This is a genomic window from Actinomadura keratinilytica (genome assembly GCF_039539665.1).
Lineage (GTDB): Bacteria > Actinomycetota > Actinomycetes > Streptosporangiales > Streptosporangiaceae > Spirillospora > Spirillospora keratinilytica.
Genome location: NZ_BAABDO010000028.1, coordinates 21,862 through 45,249 on the forward strand (window position 1 = coordinate 21,862; position 23,388 = coordinate 45,249).

Here is a 23,388-nt window from a genome sequence, read left to right on the forward strand (position 1 = left end):
GAACGTCTAGGCGGGGCAGAACTCGGAGAAGTCGATCTCGCGGGCGTGCTTGCCCCGCATGCGCGCCTTGCCGGGCAGGCGTGCGGTCACCACGCTTACGGCGACACCGATCCGGTCGGCGAACCTGCGCACCTCGTCCGGGCCGTCCAGTGAGTCCAGGGCGGCCGCCTGGTCCGGCGGGATCAGCAGGTCGCGCGCGAACGCGTCCGCCTCGCGCTCCCTCGGGTCGGCGCCGGGGCGGCCGTCGTGGATCCACACCATCGACTTGCTCCGGCCGTGCTTGAGGACCTGGTGGATCGCCCGGAAGAAGGTGAACCACAGCTCGCCCGCACTGTCGTGACGAGTGCTCAGCGCGACCATCGCCTTGTCCGCCGACAGCCATCGGGTCATGCCCTTGACGTGCGTGTCGGCGAAATCCGGGACGATGACGACCGCGACGCCGTTGCGCGCGCAGATGTCGCGCATCAGCGGCAGCAGCACACCCGGCGGCTGCAACGTCAGCTGCCGGAGTTTGTCGAGCGACGCTTCCAGCCCCTGACGGCTGTAGGGATCGCAGGAGATGTCGCGGGCCTTGAGCTCGGCGAGCCGCAGGAGCGTCGCGACCGCCCCCGGTCTGGCGCCAGGGGCCCTGGTGCGCTGGAAGTCGAGTGCGGGCGCCTCGTACAGCTCCCGGTAGGTCGACACGTTGGCGACGCCGAAGAACATCAGAAGCTGGTGTACGCGATCACGCGGGTCGTCCGGCTCGGCGGGGAGGTCACCGCGCCGAACCAGGTCGGAGACGGGCAGCTCCGCCAGCCATGCGGTCAGTTCCGCCATGTCCCCGCGATGCCGCAGACGCTGCCGTGCGGACTGGTAGTCGGCCTCCAGCCGGTTCCACATCCGCGCCGACATGCCGGTGACCAGTTCGAGCCGCTGGGCCACTTCGGGGGACAGCGGTACCAGCCCCTGGATCAGCTGGTTGACATGTTTGGCCGTCAGCCCCAGCCGGACGGCGAGCTGCCGCTGGCTCATGCCGAGTTCGTCCAGGAACTCCCTGATGGTCTCGCCGGGAGGCACGGCGTAGTCCGGTTCACCCGCCGGATAGACGTCAACCACGGGTTCCTTGGTCACCGTCGCTCCTCCTCCCCTCGATCCCGGTCATTCATTCGTGGTAGTCAACGATCTCGGTGACCAGTGCGGCCACCTCGCCCGGCGTCTCCCGCTCGCCTTCTATGGCGATCAGCCGGAACCCGCTCTCCTCACCGTCCCTCCCCGTGAGCAGCTGAAAGACCAGGCGCCAGCCCGCGTGCAGCGTCACGGCGTAGCAGCCCGCGCGGTCCCCGTGCAGGGGATGGCACTTGCCAGGGGCGCGCATGACGTCGTCCAGCGACTCGGCCGCCGCCAGGACCGCGAGCCGCAACTTGATCTTCCTGGCTCCCTCGGCGCCGTACTCCCTCCGCAGTTCCCGATCGTCAGCACATCGATCGCGCAGTCGCCGATCGGCGAAGTACACCTTCAACCGTCGGCCTCCCCCTCAGTATGCACCTGATAGGTAAACGTCAACCCTGTCGGTGAGGGAAAGACTCTGACATAGATCTTCGCCAAGTGGAAATTGATCTACGTGCCCTTTGCCCTGCGGGCTTGACGGCGCAGGTTGACAGGTGTCGGCGCGCCGCAGCGGGGCGACGCAGTGGGGACGGGTGGCGCGGTCCGGCCATGGGAAAGGGCTTTCCCAAGCGGTGCCCCCCTGGAAATCTTGGGCGCATGACAGAACGGACGATCTCCATGAGCCGCCGCCGCACCGTGGCCGCGGCCTCGCTCGCCGCCCTCGGGCTGGTCGCCGCCGCGGCGCCCGCCGCGCATGCCGCGGCCTCCCCCGCGGGCGTCGTCGCGCGGCACCACGCGGCGTACCCGACGTCGTTCGCACTGCCGGACGGGTTCCGGCCCGAGGGCATCGCGATCGGCTCCGGACCGTACGCCTACCTGGGCTCGCTCGCGGACGGCAGCATCTACCGCGCCGACCTGCGCACCGGCAAGGGCAAGGTGATCAGCCAGGGCCCCGGCACCCCGACGACCGGGGTGAAGATCGACGCCGCCGGGCGGTTGTTCGCCTCCGGAGGCGGCGCCGGCGACGCCCGCGTCATCGACACCCGCACCGGAAAAGTGCTGGCGTCCTACCAGTTGGGCAGCGGCACCACGTTCATCAACGACGTGGTGCTCACCGGGGACGCGGCCTGGTACACCGACTCGATGTCTCCCCAGCCCGCCCTCTACAAGCTGGCCCTGGGACGCGGCGGCAAGCTCCCCAAGGCCGCGCAGCGCCTCCCGCTGTCGGGCGACTTCGTCTACGACCCGTCCGGGCACAACGCCAACGGCATCGCCAGGACGCCCGACGGCAAGGGCCTGCTGATCGTGCAGAGCACCACGGGCAAGCTGTTCAGAGTCGATCCCAAGACGGGGGTCGCGCGCACCGTCGACTTGGGCGGCGAGTCCGTCGTCAACGGCGACGGCCTGCTGCTGCGGGGCAACACCCTGTACGTGGTGCAGAACCGCACCAACGCCGTGGCCGTGCTGAAGGTGAACCACAAGGGCACGTCCGCGAAGCTGCTGCGCCGCATCACCGACCCCCGCTTCGACGTGCCGACGACCGTGGCCGCGTTCAAGGGACGCCTGTACATGCCCAACGCGCGCTTCACCACCACCCCCACTCCGACCACGCCCTACAACGTCGTGTCCGTGAACGCTCGCTGAGTATTTCGGCCGGGGCCCGGGAGCCGACGCGGATCGAGCGGAATGATGGACGTTGGCCATCCCCCGTTCGATAGAGAGCCGACTATGACCGCCTTGGTACTCGGGCCCCTGCTCAGGCACGTGAGCGAACGGAGCGCCACCGTCTGGGTGGAGACCGACGCCCCCTGCGAAGTGCGCGTCCTGTCACGGGAACGCGGCGTGGACGCCGCAGCGCGGACGTTCACCCTGCACGGGCACCACTACGCACTCGTCGACGTCGACAACCTGGAGCCCGGCACGACGGTGCCGTACGAGGTGACGCTCGACGGCGAGACGGTGTGGCCGGAGCCCCGGTCCACGTACCCGCCGAGCGTCATCCGCACGATGGCGCGCGAACCCGAAACCCTGAAGATCGCGTTCGGGTCGTGCCGCCGCTCCCCTGACAAGGCCAACCGGCACGGGCTGGACGCGCTGTCGGCCTACGGGCACGTCATGGCGAGCGGCGGCGAGCGGCCCGACGTGCTGCTGATGGTCGGCGACCAGGTGTACGCCGACGAGCTGAGCGACGAGATGCGCGCGTTCATCGCGCAGCGCCGCAAGCCCGGCCAGGAGCCCTACGACGAGCTGGCCGAGTTCGAGGACTACACCTACCTGTACCGGCTGGCGTGGCGCGAGGACCCGGCCGTGCGCTGGCTGCTGTCCACCGTCCCCACCTACACGGTCTTCGACGACCACGACATCCGGGACGACTGGAACACCTCCTACGCGTGGCGGCAGCAGATGGAGGCCACGCCGTGGTGGCGCGACCGGATCATCGGCGGCATCGGCTCGTACTGGATCTACCAGCACCTGGGCAACCTGTCGCCGGAGGAGCGCGCGGCCGACCTGGTGTACAAGGCGGTGCTGGCGGCGTCCGAGAACGGCGGCGACGGCGGCGAGATCCTGGACGAGTTCGCCGACCGGGCCGACCGCGACCCGGCGTCCGCGCGCTGGAGCTACAAGCACGACTGGGGCGGCACCCGCCTGATCGTCGTGGACAGCCGCTGCTCCCGGCTGCTGACCTCCGAGCGCCGCGGCATGCTGGACGACGAGGAGTTCCGCTGGCTGGACGAGCAGTGCCAGGGCGACCGCGACCACCTGCTGATCGCCAGCTCGCTGCCGTACCTGCTGCCGCGGACCATCCACAACGCCGAGAACTGGAACGAGGCGATGGCCGAGGGCGCCTGGGGGCAGAAGGGCGCGTGGATCGCCGAGCGGATGCGGCAGGCGGCCGACCTGGAGCACTGGGCCGCGTTCAACGCCTCGTTCCGACTGGTGGCCGAGGACGTGCTCGCGGTGGCGCGCGGCGAGCGCGGCGCCGCCCCGGCGAGCATCTCGTTCCTGTCCGGCGACGTGCACTACTCCTACCTGGCGCGGGTCACCTCCCCGGACACCCGGTCGACGATCTCGCAGGTGGTGTGCTCGCCGTTCCGCAACCAGCTGCACGGCACGATCCGATGGGCCAACAAGGTCGCCGCCGTGCCGGGCACGGCGTGGGCGTTCCGGCTGCTGGCGCGGCTGGCCAGGGTCGCCCCGCCGCCGCTGCGGTGGCGCGTCACCGAGGGGCCGTGGTTCGACAACGCGATCGCGACGGTGCAGCTGTCGGGCCGGGAGTGCCGGGTGCGCTGGCGCACGCCCCGCACCGAGACCGAGCTGTCCGAGCTGCGCGACGTGCAGCTCACGGGCTGACCGCGGCGCCGCGGGGGCTGCGTCCGTCCCGCCCCCTCCGACGGGACGGACGCCTCCCACCGGGCCATCGGCGCCTGCCCCGCCCCCTCGTCGGGGCACCGACGACACGATGGCGCCTGCGCGGTCACGGGACGGCCGCGGCCTTTCCGTCCGCCGCGGCCCCGGACCCCGGACCGTCAACCTTCTGCGGCCCCGGAAAGTGCCCGCCCCGCGGGAACGGGGCGGGCGGCCTCCCTTGACCGGTGCGACGCTGACCGGTTGGACGCTGATCGGTGCGACGTCGATCGCCCCACTTCCGCCTGATTCGCCGTCGAGCAGTTCACCCCGCCGCGACACGCGGTCGGCCTTGCATCCCGCGAGCTCGGGTCCGGGGTTCACCGACACAGACGGCGAAACCGTTGGGCCATGACGCGGTTTGCGGAATCATCTTGCGCGACTTTACGTGTCTGTGAAGTCACGATAAGTGTTCGGTGAACCGGAGCGGCCCGGGCGGGGGCCGCCTCGATCGGCCCGGGAGGTTGTCGTGAGCGATGCCGCGTCGCCGGAGCCCGCCGCGACGGAGGCGAGCGACGCGGCCCTGATCTCGCGCATCCGCGCCGGGGACTTGTCGGCCTACGCGCAGCTGTACGAGCGGCACCTGGCCGCCGCCCGGACCCTGGCGCGGCACCTGATCGGCGCCGACGCCGCCGAGGACGTCGTGCAGGACGCCTTCGCCAAGGTCCTGGACGTGCTGCGCCGGGGCGGCGGGCCCAGCTCGGGGTTCCGCCCGTACCTGCTCACGGCGGTCCGCCGCACCGTCTACGACCGGTACCGGGGCGAGCGGCGGCTGCAGTCCACCGACCAGATCGAGTCGTACGACCCGGGCGTCCCGTTCGTCGATCCGGCGCTGGAGGGGCTGGAGCGCTCGATGATCGTGCGGGCGTTCCGGTCGCTGCCCGAGCGGTGGCAGACGGTGCTGTGGCACACCGAGGTGGAGGGCGCCAAGCCGGCCGAGGTGGCGCCGCTGCTCGGTCTCACCCCCAACGGGGTGGCGGCGCTGGCGTACCGGGCGCGGGAGGGGCTGCGCCAGGCGTACCTGCAGATGCACCTCCTCGGCGCGCCCGCAGCCCCGGTGGACGAGGAGTGCCGCGCGACGCTGGACAAGCTGGGCCCGTACGTGCGCGGCGGCCTGTCGCGGCGCGAGTCGCGTCCCGTCGGGCGCCACCTGGACGGCTGCGAGCGCTGCAAGGCGATCTACGCGGAGATGACCGCCATCAACTCGGCGCTGCGCGATGTCATCGGCCCGCTGGTCCTGGGCACGGCGACCGCCGCGTACATCGGCGCCGCCAAGGGCGGGTCGGTGTTCGGCGGTGTCCTCGGCCGGTTGCGGCGGCTGAGGAAGCGGTGGAAGACGCTCGGCGGCGGGGCGGCGGTCCTGGCGGCGCTGGTCGGGCTCGTGCCGGCGCTGATGTCGGGGAGCACACCGATCCGGCCGGCCCCCGGGCTGCCCGCCCGGTCTCCTTCGTCCGCTATGCCCAGTAAGGCGCAAGATCCGAAGCCGCCCGCCCAGCCGCCGCCCGCCGCCCAGCCGCCGCCCGCGGCCGACCCGCCGGCGCCCGGAGGCACGCCGTCGTCACGTCCTTCCGCGCCCGCGCCGCCGTCCTCGGTGAAACCCCCGGTCACGCGGCCTCCGGCACGGCTGACGGCGAGCATCGCAACGGTCGGCGCCCTGGTGCGCGGCCAGCGGGGCATCGTCGCGATATCGGTCGGCAACGACGGCGCCGGCCTCTCCGGGGGCCTGGTCGCCGAGGTCGCCCTGCCGCCCGGCGTGACGTACGCGGGCGGCCCGGCCGGACGTGAGGCGGCGCTGTTCACAGAGCGGCACCCGCCCGGTGACGGCTGGCACTGCCGTCCGCGCGAAGACCGGCTGCGCTGCACCCGCGCGCCACTGCGCCCAGGCGCCGTCACGTCCGCTTACCTGCACGTCGATGTGGCCCCGGCCGCGCCCCACGGCACGCCGCCCGCGGTCACGGTGTCGTCCTCGCACAGCGGCGACGCCGCCACGGCCAGCGCCCCGTACGGCGTCATGCGCGACGGACTGCCCGCCCGTTTCGCCGCCGACGGCGGATTGAGCGTCGTCCACGCGGGCAACGCGCTGCTCACCTGCGACCACTCCCACCCCGGCTGCCGCCGCGCACTGCGCCGCGAGGGCGACCGCCGCGACAACGACCGGTGGCGGATGCGCCGCCTGGACCGGGACGGCTCACCCGCCACGAAGGCGTCGAGCGCGGCCCGGGTGCGGCTGCCCGGGCGGTCGCGGGTGCTGTGGGCCGGGCTGTACTGGTCGGCCACGGTGCGCGCCGACGGGCCGGTCACCCTCCGGCTGCGGCCGCCGGGCGGGTCGTACCGGACGGTCCGCGCCGCCGAGGTGAGCCGCGGACGGCTGCCGACCCGTCCGGTGTACCAGGCGTTCGCCGACGTCACCCCGCTCGTGCGGCGGTACGGCGGCGGCGTGTGGTGGGGCGCCGACCCGCCGCTGCGCACGGGTGCGGCGCGGTACGCGGGGTGGGCGCTGGTGGTGGTCGTAGCCTCCCCGGACGCGCCGCGCCGGCAGGCCATGGTGCTCGACACGCTGGGGACGGGCCGGGCCCCGGTGCTCGGCCCGGGCCCGCGGCGGCTCGACACGCCGGTGGGCGGGCTGTTCACCGCCGGGCGGCCCGGCCGCGTCGGCGCGGTGGCCTGGGAGGGCGACGCGGACCTGCCGGGCGACCGGCTGCTGCTGGACGGACGCCCGCTCGTCCCCGCCTCGGGCGACCGGGATCCCCGGAACGTCCTGGACGGCTCCGCGGACGGCGCGCTCGGCCCGGGGCTGGCCTTCGGGATAGATGTCGATGTCTTCCCGGCGTTTCTCCGTCGGACCGGGACGGTGACGTTCGCCACCGGGCGGGACGCCTGCCTGCCGGGTGTCCTGACCCTCGCCGCGCCCTTCCCCGGTTAACTTCTGGTTTCCGACACCCCACGGCTGAACCGGGAAGCCGATTCTCCCCGTAAAGATCATGGGGATGCATTATGGACAGACCGGAACGGCTGGTAGCGTCCCGCGCTGACCGTCCGCGAAAGCCGGGTGGGGTGGCCGACCGCCGGATTCGCCGCCGCGCGGGCTCGCGCCCGACCACCTGTCGTGAAAGAGTGGCGAATCGCCGTATGGGCTTACGTGGCCAGCGGCCTTCACTACGCTATAGACGCCGGGTCATTTCCGCGGCTCACGTCCGGGCGAGCAGGAAGGGCGGCCATCCGAGATGGTCACCCCGAACAACCTGACCGTGGGTCACCGGAGAGGTCCCGAGTTGAGGAAAGGCGGTGCCGCATGGATCGCTGCGCGCTGTTCGTGGACGCCGGCTATCTGCTGGCGGACGGCGCCATGGCGGTGCACGGCACACGCCATCGGGAGACCGTTTCCTGGGACTTCGGCGGCCTGCTGCAGCTGCTGGGCGGCCTCGCCCGCGAGCGCACCGGCCTGCCGCTGCTGCGCTGCTACTGGTACGAGGCGACGGTCGAGGGCCGCCGCTCCCCCGAGCACGAGGCGCTGGCCGACCTGCCCGGGCTCAAGCTGCGCCTCGGCCGCATCCGCCCCGGCCGCCGCGAGGGCGTCGACACCGAGATCCACCGCGACCTGATGACGCTGGCCCGCAACGGCGCGCTGGCCGACGCGGTGATCGTCAGCGGTGACGAGGATCTCGCCCAGGTCGTCGCGGACGCCCAGGACCTCGGCGTCCGGGTGACCGTGGTGCACGTGGCGGTCGACGGCAACTGGACCATCTCGCGGGTGCTGCGCCAGGAGTGCGACGACCTCATCGAGCTGGCCGCCGGGCAGCTGCGCCCCTACGTCAACCTGCTGGCGGGCGTGGAGTCGGGCACGGGCTCGCCGGGCCTGCCCGCCGGGCCGCTGTCCAACGGGCACGGCACCGGCTCGGGCGCGGGCGGCGCGCTCGGCCCGCTGCAGAGCGTCTCGCCCGGCGGTCCGCCGCCCGCCACGCCGCTCACCGGGCCGCCGCAGCTGACCGGCCCGTCGTCGGGGTCGTCGTCAGGGCCGTCGTCAGGGCCGTCGTCAGGGCCGTCGTCAGGGGTGGGCTCGGGTTCCGGCAGCGGATCGGGGTCGTCGTCGGGCGGTTACGGTCTCGGCTCGTCCTCCGGCATGGGCTCGTCCGGAGCGGGCTCGTCGGGGGTGGGCTCGTCGGGGGTGGGCTCGTCGTCCCCCATCGGTTCGCCGTCCCTCGGGTCCTCGTCCGGCATCGGGTCGTCGTCCGGCATCGGCGCGGGCGGCGGCTCGACGTCCGGGATGGGGTCGGGCATCGGCTCGGGGATCGGCTCGGCCAAACCCGGGGGCTCCGACAGCGGTTCGGGTCCGCCGGCGCTCGGCCCGGGGTCGGGCATCGGCTCCGCCTCCGGGCTCGACTCGTCCTCCGGCATCGGCTCGGCGTCCGGGGTGGGCTCGGGCATCGGCTCGGCCGAACCGGGGGCCTCCGGCATCGGCTCGGGCTCCGGCCTGGGCTCGTCCGGGACGGCGTCCGGCCTCGGCTCGGGTTCCGACCTCGGCACGGGAGCGGGCGGCTACACCCCCGGGTCCGTCCCGGGCACGCCGCCGCCGTCCACCACCGGGCCCCTGCAGCCGGCGCCGGCCGCACCCGCCCCCACCGCGCAGACCACGGCCCCGCAGAACACCACCGGCCCGCAATACGTCCCGTCGCCCTCGGCCGGGCAGACGACCGGGCCGTCCCAGCCGGTCGGCCCGTACACCGGCCCGCAGCAGGTTTCGCCGGTGCCCGCCGTCCAGCAGAACACGCCCACCCTGGCCGACGCGGTGAAGGCGGCGCACCAGGAGGGCCAGGACTTCGGCGAGTCGGTCGCCCGCGACGCGCCCGCGCTGTGGCTGGAGGCGGTGCTGGCCCGCAAGCCGCGCATGCCCTCCGACCTGGAGGCCCGCCTGCTGCAGGGCTCCTCGCTGCCGATCGACTTCCTGCTGCACGACGAGGTCCGGCACGCGCTGCGCCGCGGCTTCTGGGACGCCCTCGAACGCTCCCGCCGCTGAGCCGTCCCGGCGGAATCCTTCGCCGAACATGTAGATAACTCACGATCATCCTTGATTCACCCGCTTCGTTCGCCGAGTGACGGGTAGCGTTGAAGCGTGACCCATGTGACGGAAGACGATCTCGACGACCTGGAGTTCGACACCCTGCGCACGGGCGACCACATCAGCGCGGCGCGGCGGCTCGCCGAGCTCGCCGAATCGGTGTCGGGCGGGGTGTCACGCGCCAAGGTGCTGCTGCGGGCGGGGGAGCAGTGGCAGCACGCGGGCCGTCACGACAAGGCGGCCGAGTCCTACCGGATGGCCATCGAGGACGGCGGCGAGACCTACGGCGACCCGCGCGCCTACCTGGCCGACGCGCTGTTCGAGCTGGGCCGCGCCGACGAGGCCCGCAAGCTGGTCGAGGAGATCCGCGCCGACGACCCGCGCGACCCGGAGGTCTACCGGGCGGTCGCGGAGGTGCTGTACGCCCAGGGCGACGCCGCGGGGGCGCACGAGTGGGCCACCAGGGGCGTCGACGTGGTGCTCGCGCTGCGCGACCGGGCGGTCGGCACCGGCATGGGCGCGGGCTCCGAGGCGGCGACCGCGGGCAAGGCCGTCGCCGCCGGCACGGCGCCCGACCGGACCGGCGACGAGCCCGGCCCCGAGGACGTGGCCATCGCCGAGGACAGCCTGGAGGCCCTGCTGCGGCTGCGCTACCGCGCCCGCATCGACCTCGGCCGCGCCGAGGACGACTACGACGCCCTCCTGGACGACCTGCTGAAGGACAACAGCACCTGAGCGCTCACAGCGCGGCGATCAGCTCGCCGAGGGCCTGCGCGACCCCGGCGGGCGGTGCCTGCTCCATGACGGTCCAGCCGCGCAGCCGAGCCTCGCGCATCGCCCGGTCGTGCTCGCCGCGCGCCGACCGGGTGCGCAGGTAGCCGCACGGCGCCTCCGGCCAGTCGGGCGGCATCGGCACGCCGTGCGCGTGCGCCTGCGGACGCGGCAGGTCGGCGTCGACGAAGACGTACCCGCCGATCTTGCGGTGCGCGGCCCGCTGCGCCAGCGCCACGCCCGGCAGCAGCGGGCCCGCCGCGCCGTGCCCGGCCAGCACCAGCGGCGGGGACGGCGCCGTCGCGGCGATGATGAGCGACGCCCGCGCCACGTAGCGGGGGCCGTCCTCGCCCTGGACGTCGGGGGCGACCACGTCCAGCCCGTACGAGCGCAGCGTCTCGGGCAGGTCGCCCCATATGCCGGCGGTGGCGTGCGGGGTGTGCAGCAGCACGAGCGTCCCCGGCGTCATCGCTCCACCTCCCACGGCCTTGTGGCGGGCTCCCCGCAACGCTACAGGGGACGGCGCGCTCATGAGGGCACGGAACGGCACCAATAGGGTGGGGGGCTGTGAGCGATCGTGATGACCTGCTGAAAGAGATCAAGGACCGGGCCGTCGTGCACGGCGACTTCGTGCTGTCGTCCGGGCAGCGCGCGTCCTGGTACGTGGACCTGCGCCGGATCACCCTGTCCGGCCGGGTGGCGCCGCTGGTCGGCCGCGTCATGCTGGACGTGACCGCCGACCTGGACTACGACGCCGTCGGCGGGCTCACGCTCGGCGCCGACCCGGTGGCCGCGGCCATGCTGCACGCCGCCGCGGCGCGCGGCCGCGAGCTGGACGCGTTCGTGGTCCGCAAGCAGGGCAAGGCGCACGGCCTGCAGCGCCGCATCGAGGGCCCGGACGTGGCGGGCCGCCGCGTGCTGGCCGTGGAGGACACCTCCACCACCGGCAACTCGGTGCTGACGGCCGTGCGGGCGCTGCGCGAGGCGGGCGCGGAGGTCGTCGCCGTCGCCACGATCGTCGAGCGCGGCGCCGCCGCGGCCATCGCCGCCGAGGGGCTGGAGTACCGCCACCCGTTCGTCCTGGCCGATCTGGGCGTCTCCTGAGGACGGGCGCAGGCGTGCACGGCGGACGGCGCCCGGACGCACCGGGCGCCGTCCGCGACGCTGCTCACCTCCCGGGCGAGGGTCAACCCCTGGCGGGCACGAACCAGTTCTTCCGCTCCCCGGCCGTCGCGCGGGGCTGCTGACGGCCGTAGATGAGCACCTCGACGGCACCGCCGTCCGCCGCCACCACCTGCAGGGGAGCCTTGTCGTACTGGCGTTCCTCGCCGGTGTTGAGCACGCCCTGCTGCAGCACCTCGCCGGTCTCGGGCATCGTCACGACCACTTTGGTGGGCGCTCCGACGACCCGGATGACCAGGGGCGTGGCGGAGGCGCTCCGCGACGTGGCGCTGCTGGTGGGGGCGGGTTCCTCGGTGCCGGGCGTGCCGGCGCTGTCGGCCGTGACGGCCGCTTCCGGGGGGCCGCCCTGGCTGTCGGAGTTCAGCGCGTTCACCAGCGCGACCCCGCCGACGACGAGAAGCGCTAATGCCAGCATCACGGCCACGGCCGCGATCAGTATGCGCGCAAGACCCCGAGGGTCCGACCGATGACGTCCCACATGGGGAGGTTAGCGATAAGTGTCACTGCTGAGCGACGGACGTGACTCTTCAGAGCCGTTCTTATTCGCTCCGTGTCCCCGTCCCCGCCGTATCTCCAGGATGATCGGGATGACCGACAGCACCAGGATGACGGCCACGCCCGGCAGGATGTACCGCTCGATGTCCGGGACGCTGGTGCCGAGGCAGTGGCCCGCCAGGAACATGGCCTCGGTCCACAGCACGGCGCCCACGGCGTTCCAGAGCAGGAACCGGCGGGTCGGCATGGCCAGCATCCCGGCCAGCGGGTTGAGGAAGGTCCGCACGATGGGGATGAACCTGGCCAGCACCACCGCGCGCGCCGGGCCGAACCGGTTGAAGTAGTACTCGGCCTTCTCCACCCACTCCCGGCGGAACAGCCTGGAGTCGGGGCGGTCGAACAGCCGCCGGCCGTACCGGGCGCCGAGCCAGTGCCCGAGCTGGGCGCCGGCGATCGCGGCGATCGGCCCGCCGACCAGCAGCCAGGTCAGCGACAGCGGCTGGAACCGCTGGCCGTCGACCTCGGTGACCACGGTCAGGATCCCCGCCGTGAACAGCAGCGAGTCTCCCGGCAGCAGGCACCCGACGAGCAGCCCGGTCTCGGCGAAGATGACGGCGAGCACGCCGATCGTCGCGAAGGTGCCGAACAGCTGCAGCCAGGCCGTGGGGTGCAGCCATTCGGTGATGTCGGAGGTGATGAGCGCCAGATCCACGGACCGAGACTATCTGCCGCTCCGTAGGCGCACTGTAAACACCACTCGTCTGTCCCCCTTCGGCGGCACTGTTGTTTCCGCAGATCACGGGGCATATCCCCGGCGCGGCGGCGGTGCGCGGCGCCCGGAGACATCCCGGGTGGACCCCACCGCTGGCCCGACCGGGAAAATTCGAGATACTGACTGCTGTGGCGCCCGTCGGTCCGCGGACCGGGCGGAGACTCGGCACGGTGGCCGACGCGTCACGCCCGGCCTTTCCGTTGTAGGGGCCCAGCCTGCGACGCGGTCCACACGGCCGGATGCCCGGCGGCACCATCGCGTGAGAAAGGACGCTCACCATGCCCATCGCGACCCCAGAGGTCTACGCGGAGATGCTCGACCGTGCCAAGCAGGACGGTTTCGCCTACCCCGCGATCAACGTGACCTCCAGCCAGACGCTGAACGCGGCGCTGCGCGGCTTCGCCGAGGCGGAGAGCGACGGAATCATCCAGGTGTCGACGGGGGGCGCCGAGTACCTGTCGGGTGCGACGGTCAAGGACATGGTCGTCGGCGCCACCGCCCTGGCCGAGTACGCCCGGGTGGTCGCCGAGAAGTACCCCGTCAACATCGCGCTGCACACCGACCACTGCCCGAAGGAGAAGCTGGACGGCTTCATGCGTCCGCTGGTCAAGATCTCCCAGGAGCGGGTGGCGCGCGGCCAGGAGCCGCTGTTCCAGTCGCACATGTGGGACGGGTCGGCCGTCCCGCTGGACGAGAACCTGGCCATCGCCGCCGAGCTGGTGGAGGAGTGCGCCAAGGCCCGCGTGATCATGGAGATGGAGATCGGCGTCGTCGGCGGTGAGGAGGACGGCATCGTCGGCGAGATCAACGAGAAGCTCTACACCACGCCCGAGGACGCCCTGGCGACCGCCGAGGCCGTCGGGCTGGGCGAGAAGGGCCGCTACATCCTGGCCGCCACGTTCGGCAACGTGCACGGCGTCTACAAGCCCGGGCACGTCAAGCTGCGTCCGGAGGTGCTCAAGGAGATCCAGGACGCGGTGGGCGCCAAGTACGGCAAGGAGAAGCCGTTCGACCTGGTGTTCCACGGCGGCTCGGGGTCCAGCCTGGAGGAGATCCGGCAGGCGGTGTCGTACGGCGTCGTCAAGATGAACATCGACACCGACACCCAGTACGCCTTCACCCGCCCGATCGCCGCGCACATGTTCACCAACTACGACGGCGTGCTGAAGGTGGACGGCGAGGTCGGCAACAAGAAGAAGTACGACCCGCGGTCCTACGGCAAGGCCGCCGAGGAGAGCATGGCCAAGCGGGTGGTCGAGGCCTGCGAGCACCTGATGTCGGCCGGCAAGAAGATCAAGTAACGCCTTCTGTCGGACCCCCGGGCGGCGCCGCGCCGCCCGGGTGTCCGTTGCGTCACGCAACGTCTTACGCTGGGAGCGTGCTGCCCCGCACCTACGAATCGCAGAACTGCTCGGTGGCCCGCGCGCTGGAGGTGGTGGGCGACCGCTGGACGCTGCTGATCGTCCGCAGCGCCTTCCAGGGCGTGCGCCGCTTCGACGACTTCCAGGACGCCCTCGGCGTCGCCCGCAACGTCCTCACCGACCGGCTCACCCGGCTGTGCGCGGAGGGCGTGCTGCGCCGCGTCCGCTACCAGGAGCGCCCCGACCGTTTCGAGTACCGGCTCACCCGCAAGGGCGTCGAGCTGTGGCCCGCGGTGATGAGCCTGCTGCTGTGGGGCGACCGCCACTACGCCCCCGCCGGCCCGCCCGCCCTCATCACCCACCGCGGCTGCGGCGGCAGGCTGACCGCCCGCCTCACCTGCGACGCCTGCGGCGCCGCACTCGGCCCGAACGACGTCGAGGGCCGTCCCGGCCCGGGCGCCTGACCGCTTCGCGAGTTGCGTGAAGCAACCTGACCGCAGTCCAATAAGTTGTATGACACAACTCGCGGTGGCCAGCCCCCGCTTCACGCGTTCGGCCAGTGTGGACGACGTACGCATCCGCCCGTACGGCGCCCACGACGAACAGCGCCTGCTGCGCATGTCCCGGCGGCTGTCCCGCCGCAGCCTCTACCACCGCTTCTTCGCCGGCGTCCCGCACCTGCCCGACGGCTACGTCCGCTCCCTGCGCACCCTCGACCACTGGGACCGCGAGGCGATCGTCGCCGTCCTGGACGGCGAGCTGATCGGCGTCGCCGAGTACATCCGCGACACCGCCCGCCCCTGCCGCGCCGACCTGGCCGTCCTGGTGGCCGACGCCTGGCAGCGCAAGGGCCTGGCCCGCATCCTGGTCACCTGCCTCGGCGACCTGGCCTTGCGCCGCCGCATCACCGCCTTCCGCGCCGACCTGCTTCTGGAGAACGGGGAGGCCCTGGCCGCCCTGCGCACCATGTGGCCCGCCGCCCGCCCCGTCTGGGACGGCAACACGGCCCGCTTCCACCTCCCCCTGGCCCCCTCCTGAGGCCCCGGCAGACCGCGCTGTACCCGGCGTCCAGCCCGAGATCCTCGACCTGCCGCGGTCATGCGCACCGGCCAGATCCCCTGAAAGCCCTCCCGAAGGGGCAAAGCACGTCGAGGGGGCCCACAGAACCGGCGGCCATGGCGCCGGCACCGCGGCGGACGCTCCCGGTGGCGCCGCTGACCCGGCGACGGGCCGCCAGTGCTGATCACCGACAGGCCCGCAACCGCGCCGCCCCCGGTGCTCCAAGCCGGTTCGCCGGTCGGTGCGGGGCGGCGGTCCGGTGTTCCCGGTGGTCGACGCGACAGCGGCATGGAGTTATCGATCGCGGGGTTGGACGGGGGCGGTCAGGTGGGATCGGGCGTACTTGCGGAAGGCGGCCACCAGACGGCCGCGGTCGTCGGCGCGGGTGGCGAGGACGACGTGGCTGGGCTCCACGCCCTCCAGGGGGATCGCGACCAGGTCGGGGCGGAGGCTGTGGGCGCGGGAGTCCACGGAGATGGCCACGGCCTCGCCGGCGGCCACGATCTCGATCTTGTCCTCGACGTCGTCGATGATCGGGCCATCGGGGGCCGGGCGGCCGTCGGGGCGCGGTTCGAGGCGCCAGAAGGCGGTCCAGGCGGCGTCCGAGTCGCGCACCCGGGGCAGGGGTTCGTCGGCGATGTCGTCCAGCGTGACGGACTCCTTGCCCGCCAGGCGGTGGTCCAGCGGGACGAGGACCACCCGGGGCTCGTCGTACAGGACCGTCACGTGCAGCCGGTCGGTGGGGAACGGCAGCCGGGTCACCACCGCGTCCACGCGGTGGTCGAGCAGGGCTTGGCGGTGTTCGTTCCAGCGCAGGTGCATGGTGCGGACGTCGGCGTCCGGGTGGCGGTGGCGCAGCTCCCGCACGGCCGGGGTGACGATGATGCCCGACGTGTAGCCGATGGTGATGCGGCTGGGCCGGGCGGCGGCGCGGGTGCGGGCCGCGGCCTTGGCGGCCGCGCGCAGCAGCTCCTCGGCCAGCGGGAGGAACACCTGGCCGGCCTCGGTGAGCCGGGTGCCCTGGGGCGTGCGGTCCAGCAGGCGGGCGCCCATCTGCTGTTCGAGGCGGCGGATCTGGCGGCTCAGGGACGGCTGGGTGACGTGGAGGGCCTCGGCGGCGCGGCCGAAGTGCCGGTGTTCGGCGACGACGGTGAAGCACCGCACCAGGCGCAGATCGAGATCGACCGGGGGCGATGGCATGCCCTGTAGCGTAGCCACCCTCTGAGCTGCGGTGATACGCCCGGCGTATCGCGCCTTGCGAAACAGTCATTGGACGGGCAGCGGCGCGGCGCCGCAAGGTGGAGGCACCGGCCCGGCACCGCTCGCGAGTGCCGCATCCGGGCCGGTTCCCACTTCCTGTGCCAATGGAGTTCGATCATGCGTGTTTTCGTCACGGGCGCGTCCGGTTTCATCGGCAGCGCCGTCGTCAGGGAACTGCTGGAGGCGGGGCACCAGGTGCTCGGTCTCGCCCGTTCGGACCGGTCCGCCGCGGCGGTCGAGGCCGCGGGGGCCGAGGTGCACCGCGGTGACCTCGACGACCTCGACGGCCTGCGCGCCGGCGCGGCCGCCTGCGACGGTGTCGTCCACACCGCCTTCGTCCACGACTTCGCCGAAGACGCGGCCGGCGAGACCGACCAGCTCGCCGTCTACGCGGCGGCCGCCGAGAAGGACCGGCTCGCCATCGAGGCGATGGGCGAGGCCCTCGCGGGATCCGGCCGGCCGCTCGTCGTCAGCTCGGGGACCGTGGGCGACCCGGACGCCGGCGTCCTGACGGAGGACACCGCCTTCGGCCGCGATCTGCCCCGGGTCTCGGAGCAGACCGCGCTGCCGTTCGCCGAGCGCGGCGTGCGCGCCTCGGCGGTCCGGCTCCCGCCGACGGTGCACGGCAGGGGCGACCACGGCTTCGTCCCGCAGCTCATCCGCATCGCGCGGGAGCGGGGCGTGTCGGGTTACCCGGGCGACGGGGCCAACCGCTGGGCCGCCGTGCACCGGTTCGACGCCGCGCACCTGTTCCGGCTGGCCGTGGAAGGGGCGCCCGCCGGGACGCGGCTGCACGCGGTCGCCGAGGAGGGCGTGCCGGTCCGGGAGATCGCCGAGGCCATCGGACGGGGCCTGGACGTGCCGGTGGCCTCCGTGCCCCGGGAGGCGGCCGACGAGCACTTCGGCTTCCTCGCCTTGTACTTCTCCAGGGACGTCCGGGCGTCCAGCGAGCGGACCCGCAAGCTGTTCGACTGGCGGCCCGAGCATCCCGGGCTCATCGCCGATCTCGACGAAGGGCACTACTTCGCCGAGTGAGCCCCTCCGGGGGCGGCCCGCGGGCCGCCCCCGGAGGCCGAGTTGATTCGGGTGAGCTGGTAACACTTACGATGAGCCGCATGACCCAGAACCTGCTCGGCGGACCGCCCCCCACCCACCTTCCGGACAACCCCGCTGCTCGCGAGGCGCTGGAGAGCGGCGTCGACCCGTTCGAGGTCGCCGCCCGCCACCCGGACTACCCCGCCGTGTGGGCCGAGCTCGCCGACCGCGCCTTCGCGCGGGGCGGCGTCATCGACTCCTACGCGTTCGCCCGCACCGGCTACCACCGCGGCCTCGACCAGCTCCGCCGGGCCGGGTGGAAGGGCCACGGGCCCATCCCGTGGGAGCACGAGGGCAACCGCGGGTTCCTGCGGGCCCTGCACGCCCTCGGCCGGGCCGCCGCGGCCATCGGCGAGGAGGACGAGGCCGAGCGGTGCCGGACCTTTCTGCGCGACAGCAGCGAGACCGCCGCCAAGGCGCTGACCTCCTGACCTCACCGGCCCCGGGCGCCGCATCCGCGATGGGCCGCCCCTTCGGGCTGTGAGGTGCGTTTTCTTCTGTCACCGGTGGCGGGTACGATGCGATCGCAAGAGGCCCCTTCGCGCTTGCGACCAGGGGCCTTCGTCGTGGGAAGGAAAGATCGGCATGCCGGCCATCGTTCTTGTCGGAGCCCAGTGGGGAGACGAGGGCAAGGGCAAGGCCACCGACCTACTCGGCGGTGACGTCGACTACGTCGTCCGCTACCAGGGTGGCAACAACGCCGGACACACCGTGGTCATCGGCGACGAGAGCTACGCGCTGCACCTGCTGCCGTCGGGGGTGCTCTCCCCGGACGTGGTCCCGGTGATCGGCAACGGGGTGGTGATCGATCCGGCCGTGCTGCTGTCGGAGATCGACGGCCTGAAGGAGCGCGGCGTCTCCTGCGAGCGGCTGCTCATCTCCGCCGACGCGCACCTGATCATGCCCCACCACCGGGCGCTGGACAAGGTGACCGAGCGGTATCTGGGCAAGGCCCGCATCGGCACCACCGGCCGCGGTATCGGCCCGGCGTACGCCGACAAGATCAACCGCATGGGCATCCGGGTGCAGGACCTGTTCGACCCCAACATCCTCACCCAGAAGCTCGACCTGGCGCTGCGTGAGAAGAACCAGGTCCTCACCAAGGTCTACAACCGGCGCCGCATCGAGACCGGCCCGATCGTGCAGGAGTACGTCGAGTACGGCGAGCGGATCCGCCCGTACGTCACCGACACCGCGCTGGTGCTCAACAGGGCGCTGGACGAGGGCAAGGTCGTGCTGCTGGAGGGCGCCCAGGGCACGCTGCTGGACATCGACCACGGCACCTACCCGTTCGTGACGTCGTCGTCTCCCACGGCGGGCGGCGCGTGCGCCGGGTCCGGGCTCGGCCCCACGAAGATCACCAAGGTGATCGGCATCCTCAAGGCGTACACCACGCGGGTCGGCTCGGGGCCGTTCCCGACCGAGCTGCTGGACGAGATGGGCGAGTACCTGCGCAAGACCGGCGGCGAGTACGGGGTGACCACCGGCCGCGACCGCCGCTGCGGCTGGTTCGACGCGGTGATCGCCCGCTACGCCACCCGGGTCAACGGCATCACCGACTACTTCCTGACCAAGCTGGACGTGCTGTCGGGCCTGGAGCGGGTGCCGGTGTGCGTGGCCTACGACATCGACGGCGTCCGGCACGACGAGATGCCGGCCTCGCAGACCGAGTTCCACCACGCCAAGCCGATCCTGGAGTACCTGGACGGCTGGCAGGAGGACATCAGCGGCGCCAAGACGTTCGCCGACCTGCCCAAGAACGCCCAGGCGTACGTGCGGGCCATCGAGGAGATGGCGGGCGCGCAGATCTCCGCGATCGGCGTGGGCCCGGGCCGCGAGCAGACGCTGTCGCTGCGTCCGCTGGTCTGAACGCCGTCTTACCGGGGGTTTTGCGGTTTCTCACCGGTCGGCCACCATTCGTTGGCGACCAGGCGGTAGCGTTCCACGCGTGATTTTCACCGGGGGAGCCGTCGAGCTCCACGGCCATCGGGGAGCACGGGGACTTCGACCGGAGAACACCCTGGCGGGTTTCGCGCACGCCCTGGAACTCGGCGTCGACGCCGTCGAGCTCGACGTCGGCATCACCGCCGACGGCGTGGTGGTGCTGAACCACGACCAGGTGCTGTCCCCCGTGACGCTGACGGACACGGCGCCGGCGCATCCCGGCGACCCGATGTTCCCGTACGTGGGCAGGGCCATCCGCGATCTGACGCTGGCGCAGGTCAAGACGCTGGAGGCCGGGGTGCGCCGGCCGCTGGACGACGACGACCCGTTCGTGCTGACGCAGCTTCCGGTGCCGGGCACCGCCCTGCCGACGCTCGCCGAGACCTGTGCGCTGCTGAGCGGCGCGTACGACGTCGTTCTCGCCGTCGAGCTGAAGACGGACCCGAGCTGGCCGGACGCCGACGTGGAGCGCTTCACGGCCGCCGTCGCGGAGGTCCTGGCGGAGTACGGGCTGACGGGCCGCAGCCGCCTGCTGGCGTTCGACTGGCGGGTGCTGACCGCCGCGCAGCGGCACGCCCCCGCCGCCGGGCGGGTCGCGCTGGTGGAGCGGCGCACGCTCGTGCCGGGCTCCCCGTGGCTGGCCGGGATGGCGCCCGACGACCCCGCCGGCGGCGCCCTGCGGATCGGTGCGACGGCGCTGTCACCCGAGCACCATCTGGCCACGCCCGTGCTGGTGGACGAGGCGCAGACGCTGGCGCTTCCGGTGGTGGTGTGGACGGTGAACGAGCCGGCGGAGATGGCGCGGTTCATCGGCTACGGCGTGGACGCGATCGTCACCGACTACCCCGACCGGCTGCGCACCGTCTTCGCCGAGCACCGCCTGCCGCTGCCGACGCCCATGGCCGTGCCGATCCCGCGGTGAGCCCCCCGGGCGGCCGCGCCGCCGCGAGGCCCACTGCGGGAACGGCCGGTCACAGCCAGCCGTTGCGCCGGAAGCCCCGGTACAGCGACACGCAGGTCACCGCGATGATCCCGAGGATCATCGGGTAGCCGTACTTCCACTTCAGCTCGGGCATGAACTCGAAGTTCATGCCGTAGATGCCGGCGATCGCGGTGGGCACCATGAACAGCGCACCCCATGCGGAGATGCGCCGCATGTCCTGGTTGTCGCCGACGGTCACCTGCGTCATGTGCGCCTGCAGGATCGGGTTGAGCAGTTCGTCGTAGGACTCGACCTGCTCGCGGACGCGGGTCAGGTGGTCCTCGACGTCGCGCAGGTACTCCTTGATCTCGGCGGGCACGAAGCGCCGGCCGGACAGGTTGCGCAGCGGCCCGGCCAGCGGCCCGACGGCCCGCTTGAGCTGGATGACCTCGCGCTTGAGCCGGTAGATGCGGCGCGACTCGTCGGTGCGGTCGGGGGAGAACACCGCCTCCTCGACCTCGTCGATGTCCTCCTGCACGGCGTCGGCGACGCACACGTACGCGTCGACGACGCTGTCGGCGATGGCGTGCACGACGGCGGCCGGGCCGAGGGCCAGGCGCTCGGGGTTCTTCTCCAGGCGGCGCCGCACCGGGCCGAGCTCGCCGTGGGCGCCGTGCCGCACGGTGACCACGAAGTCGGCGCCGCAGAAGATCATGATCTCGCCGGTCTCGACGACCTCGGCGCCGCCGGGCTCGCGCCGCACGTACCCGACGGTCTTCATCACCAGGAAGTGGACGTCGTCGTAGCGCTCCAGCTTGGGCCGCTGGTGGGCGTGGATGGCGTCCTCGACGGCGAGGGGGTGCAGGCCGAACACGTCGGCCAGGTCGGTCAGCTCGGCGGCGGACGGCTCGTGCAGCCCGACCCACACGAAGCCGGCGCTGTCGCCGTCGGTGGTCAGGCGGCCGTCGCGGATGAGGCGGACGGCGTCGGCAACGGTGTCGGTGGAGACCCGGTTGCCGTCGATGTAGGCGGCCCAGTCGATCACCGCGGTGTCGCGGCGCGGGCCCTTGTCGGCGGAGGCGGACGCGTGCGGTCGTCCCCGCGTCCGGAAGAGGGACATCGTCGCGCGACCAGGACGGACCCTTGTCATGGCCATGAGGTAGCTCCTTACCCGCCGGCCACACGCGCGCAGCGCGCGCTCACCCGTGCGTCAGCGGGAAGAGCGCGCGAAGCCGGAGGCCGGGCGCCTGGAAGAGGCGGTCGGACGAACAGTCGGCATCGGACTGTGAGGGAGTTCCGGCGTACTGCAAGGATCGCCAGGGCTCATCTCGACCACCTCCCTTCGCTCACGGCCGTCAGATCACAGCCTCGGTAGCCTATCAGCCGACATATAAGACGATGCGGGCGACGGCGCGGTTGGCGCCGCGCGACGTGTTCGTGGTCACTCGCCCGGAAGGGGGCGCTGCGGGCGCCGGGGCATGCGCACTACGCCCTCCGAACGCCCGCACCATTATCGCAACAACCGCGGCCCCGCGCGTATGCCCTGCACGAAGACATCCGTTGAACTGCGCTTGACGGTTCCGTGCCGGGCCTTGCCTCGCCTCAACGCGTCTGAATCCGTCTTAACGCGCCGTCACCCGCACCGGCTTGACCGGCCTCGCCCCGCGGTCGCCCCCCGGCGGACGGCTAAGCTCGCGTGACGTGCGAGTACTCGTCCTTGGATCCGGCGGCCGTGAGCACGCGATCGCCCGCGCCCTCAGCCTTGACCCCGCCGTCACCGCCCTGCACTGCGCGCCCGGCAACCCCGGCACCGCCGCACTCGGCGACAACCACGCCCTGAACGCCACCGACCCCACCGCCGTCGTCGCGCTGGCCCGGCGGCTGCGGGCGGAGCTGGTGGTGGTCGGCCCCGAGGCCCCCCTGATGGCCGGGGTGGGCGACGCGCTGCGCGAGGCGGGCATCCCCTGCTTCGGCCCGGACCGCGCGGCCGCCCGCATCGAGGGTTCCAAGGCCTTCGCCAAGGAGGTCATGGCCGCCGCGGGCGTGCCGACCGCCGCGTCGCACGTCTGCGAGTCGGCGCAGCAGGCCGAGGCGGCGCTCGACGCGTTCGGCCCGCCGTACGTGGTGAAGGACGACGGCCTGGCCGCCGGCAAGGGCGTGGTCGTCACCGAGGACCGCGACGAGGCGCTGCGGCACGCCGCCGCCTGCGGGCGGGTCGTCATCGAGGAGTTCCTCGACGGCCCGGAGGTGTCGCTGTTCGCGCTGTGCGACGGCGGCAACGCCGTGCCGCTGCTGCCCGCGCAGGACTTCAAGCGCGCCTACGACGGCGGCAAGGGCCCCAACACCGGCGGCATGGGCGCGTACACGCCGCTGCCGTGGGCGCCCGCCGGGCTGGTGGACGAGGTGATGGACGCGGTGGTGCGCCCCACCGTGACCGAGCTGCGCCGCCGCGAGACCCCCTACGTCGGCGTGCTGTACGCGGGGCTGGCCCTGACGTCCAAGGGCGTGCGGGTCGTGGAGTTCAACGCCCGGTTCGGCGACCCCGAGACGCAGGTCGTGCTGGACCGCCTGGCCACCCCCCTGGGCGGGCTGCTGCAGGCGTGCGCGATCGGCGGGCTCGACCCGGCCACGCGCCTGGAGTGGCGCCCGGGCGCGGCCGTGACGGTCGTGCTGGCGGCCGAGAACTACCCGGCGTCCCCGACCAAGGGCGACGCGATCACGGGGCTGGAGGAGGCCGCCCAGGTGCCGGACGCCTACGTCCTGCACGCCGGCACCGCCGTCGGCCCCGACGGCGGCCTGGTGTCGGCGGGCGGCCGGGTGCTGAACGTCGTCGGCACCGGCGCGGACCTGACGCAGGCGCGCGAGCGCGCGTACGAGGCGCTCGGCCGGATCGGCCTGCGCGGCTCGCACCACCGCACCGACATCGCCCTGCAGGCCGCCGCCCAGTCCGGCTGAAGGCCGCGCCCCCGGGGCCCGGGCA

At 72.9% G+C, this 23,388-nt stretch carries 21 protein-coding genes; 14 read left to right on the forward strand and 7 right to left on the reverse strand.

Annotated elements, in window-relative coordinates; all coding sequences use genetic code 11:
• Positions 1 to 6 precede the first annotated feature (6 nt).
• The gene (locus ABD879_RS12305; protein WP_345020700.1) at positions 7 to 1,110 is read right to left on the reverse strand and encodes a HigA family addiction module antitoxin; all 1,104 of its coding nucleotides are present in this window, start codon (positions 1,108 to 1,110) and stop codon (positions 7 to 9) included.
• A gap of 31 nt (positions 1,111 to 1,141) precedes the next feature.
• Positions 1,142 to 1,399, reverse strand: coding sequence for a type II toxin-antitoxin system RelE/ParE family toxin (locus ABD879_RS12310; RefSeq protein WP_345020702.1), 258 nt, complete (start codon positions 1,397 to 1,399; stop codon positions 1,142 to 1,144).
• A 344-nt stretch (positions 1,400 to 1,743) separates the two neighbouring features.
• On the opposite strand from ABD879_RS12310, the gene ABD879_RS12315 reads away from it, so the two are divergent.
• From ABD879_RS12315 to ABD879_RS12335, 5 genes are all read left to right on the forward strand, one after another.
• Positions 1,744 to 2,730 (forward strand): SMP-30/gluconolactonase/LRE family protein, encoded by a 987-nt coding sequence (locus tag ABD879_RS12315; RefSeq protein WP_345020704.1) that lies wholly within the window; start codon positions 1,744 to 1,746, stop codon positions 2,728 to 2,730.
• Positions 2,731 to 2,814: 84 nt separating this feature from the next.
• Positions 2,815 to 4,437: an alkaline phosphatase D family protein gene (locus ABD879_RS12320; protein WP_451916740.1), complete on the forward strand. Its 1,623-nt coding sequence runs from the start codon at positions 2,815 to 2,817 to the stop codon at positions 4,435 to 4,437.
• A 523-nt stretch (positions 4,438 to 4,960) separates the two neighbouring features.
• Complete coding sequence (locus ABD879_RS12325; protein WP_345020708.1) at positions 4,961 to 7,414, forward strand: sigma-70 family RNA polymerase sigma factor; 2,454 nt, start codon at positions 4,961 to 4,963, stop codon at positions 7,412 to 7,414.
• A 369-nt stretch (positions 7,415 to 7,783) separates the two neighbouring features.
• Positions 7,784 to 9,505, forward strand: a complete 1,722-nt coding sequence (locus ABD879_RS12330; protein ID WP_345020710.1) for an NYN domain-containing protein — start codon at positions 7,784 to 7,786, stop codon at positions 9,503 to 9,505.
• A gap of 96 nt (positions 9,506 to 9,601) precedes the next feature.
• Positions 9,602 to 10,282, forward strand: coding sequence for a tetratricopeptide repeat protein (locus ABD879_RS12335; protein ID WP_345020713.1), 681 nt, complete (start codon positions 9,602 to 9,604; stop codon positions 10,280 to 10,282).
• 4 nt (positions 10,283 to 10,286) lie between these two features.
• On the opposite strand, the gene ABD879_RS12340 is transcribed toward ABD879_RS12335, so the two are convergent.
• Positions 10,287 to 10,787: a hypothetical protein gene (locus ABD879_RS12340; RefSeq protein ID WP_345020715.1), complete on the reverse strand. Its 501-nt coding sequence runs from the start codon at positions 10,785 to 10,787 to the stop codon at positions 10,287 to 10,289.
• A gap of 98 nt (positions 10,788 to 10,885) precedes the next feature.
• Here ABD879_RS12340 and pyrE point away from each other — a divergent pair, with 98 nt between their 5' ends.
• Complete coding sequence (gene pyrE, locus ABD879_RS12345; protein WP_345020717.1) at positions 10,886 to 11,422, forward strand: orotate phosphoribosyltransferase; 537 nt, start codon at positions 10,886 to 10,888, stop codon at positions 11,420 to 11,422.
• 82 nt (positions 11,423 to 11,504) lie between these two features.
• Here pyrE and ABD879_RS12350 read toward each other — a convergent pair whose 3' ends face one another.
• Positions 11,505 to 11,915: a hypothetical protein gene (locus ABD879_RS12350; RefSeq protein ID WP_345020783.1), complete on the reverse strand. Its 411-nt coding sequence runs from the start codon at positions 11,913 to 11,915 to the stop codon at positions 11,505 to 11,507.
• A gap of 72 nt (positions 11,916 to 11,987) precedes the next feature.
• Entirely contained in the window at positions 11,988 to 12,707 is a 720-nt protein-coding gene (locus ABD879_RS12355; protein ID WP_345020719.1) for a DedA family protein, read from the reverse strand.
• A 338-nt stretch (positions 12,708 to 13,045) separates the two neighbouring features.
• On the opposite strand from ABD879_RS12355, the gene fbaA reads away from it, so the two are divergent.
• From fbaA to ABD879_RS12370, 3 genes are all read left to right on the forward strand, one after another.
• On the forward strand, positions 13,046 to 14,068 hold the full coding sequence (gene fbaA / locus ABD879_RS12360) for a class II fructose-bisphosphate aldolase (protein WP_345020721.1): 1,023 nt from the start codon (positions 13,046 to 13,048) through the stop codon (positions 14,066 to 14,068).
• Between the two features lie 77 nt (positions 14,069 to 14,145).
• The gene (locus tag ABD879_RS12365; protein WP_345020723.1) at positions 14,146 to 14,592 is read left to right on the forward strand and encodes a winged helix-turn-helix transcriptional regulator; all 447 of its coding nucleotides are present in this window, start codon (positions 14,146 to 14,148) and stop codon (positions 14,590 to 14,592) included.
• 49 nt (positions 14,593 to 14,641) lie between these two features.
• Complete coding sequence (locus ABD879_RS12370; RefSeq protein WP_345020725.1) at positions 14,642 to 15,166, forward strand: GNAT family N-acetyltransferase; 525 nt, start codon at positions 14,642 to 14,644, stop codon at positions 15,164 to 15,166.
• Positions 15,167 to 15,481: 315 nt separating this feature from the next.
• Here ABD879_RS12370 and ABD879_RS12375 read toward each other — a convergent pair whose 3' ends face one another.
• Positions 15,482 to 16,387 (reverse strand): LysR family transcriptional regulator, encoded by a 906-nt coding sequence (locus tag ABD879_RS12375; protein WP_345020727.1) that lies wholly within the window; start codon positions 16,385 to 16,387, stop codon positions 15,482 to 15,484.
• A gap of 177 nt (positions 16,388 to 16,564) precedes the next feature.
• Here ABD879_RS12375 and ABD879_RS12380 point away from each other — a divergent pair, with 177 nt between their 5' ends.
• The 4 genes from ABD879_RS12380 to ABD879_RS12395 all read left to right on the forward strand — a co-directional run bounded on the left by ABD879_RS12380 (position 16,565) and on the right by ABD879_RS12395 (position 20,408).
• Positions 16,565 to 17,482, forward strand: a complete 918-nt coding sequence (locus tag ABD879_RS12380; protein ID WP_345020729.1) for an SDR family oxidoreductase — start codon at positions 16,565 to 16,567, stop codon at positions 17,480 to 17,482.
• Positions 17,483 to 17,553: 71 nt separating this feature from the next.
• Positions 17,554 to 17,973, forward strand: a complete 420-nt coding sequence (locus ABD879_RS12385) for a DUF3151 domain-containing protein (RefSeq protein WP_345020731.1) — start codon at positions 17,554 to 17,556, stop codon at positions 17,971 to 17,973.
• A gap of 154 nt (positions 17,974 to 18,127) precedes the next feature.
• On the forward strand, positions 18,128 to 19,411 hold the full coding sequence (locus tag ABD879_RS12390) for an adenylosuccinate synthase (RefSeq protein ID WP_345020733.1): 1,284 nt from the start codon (positions 18,128 to 18,130) through the stop codon (positions 19,409 to 19,411).
• Positions 19,412 to 19,490: 79 nt separating this feature from the next.
• On the forward strand, positions 19,491 to 20,408 hold the full coding sequence (locus ABD879_RS12395; protein WP_345020735.1) for a glycerophosphodiester phosphodiesterase family protein: 918 nt from the start codon (positions 19,491 to 19,493) through the stop codon (positions 20,406 to 20,408).
• A 49-nt stretch (positions 20,409 to 20,457) separates the two neighbouring features.
• On the opposite strand, the gene ABD879_RS12400 is transcribed toward ABD879_RS12395, so the two are convergent.
• Positions 20,458 to 21,564: a magnesium and cobalt transport protein CorA gene (locus ABD879_RS12400; protein WP_345020737.1), complete on the reverse strand. Its 1,107-nt coding sequence runs from the start codon at positions 21,562 to 21,564 to the stop codon at positions 20,458 to 20,460.
• 545 nt (positions 21,565 to 22,109) lie between these two features.
• Between ABD879_RS12400 and purD the strand changes: the two genes are divergently transcribed.
• Positions 22,110 to 23,363, forward strand: coding sequence for a phosphoribosylamine--glycine ligase (gene purD / locus ABD879_RS12405; RefSeq protein ID WP_345020739.1), 1,254 nt, complete (start codon positions 22,110 to 22,112; stop codon positions 23,361 to 23,363).
• Positions 23,364 to 23,388 lie beyond the last annotated feature (25 nt).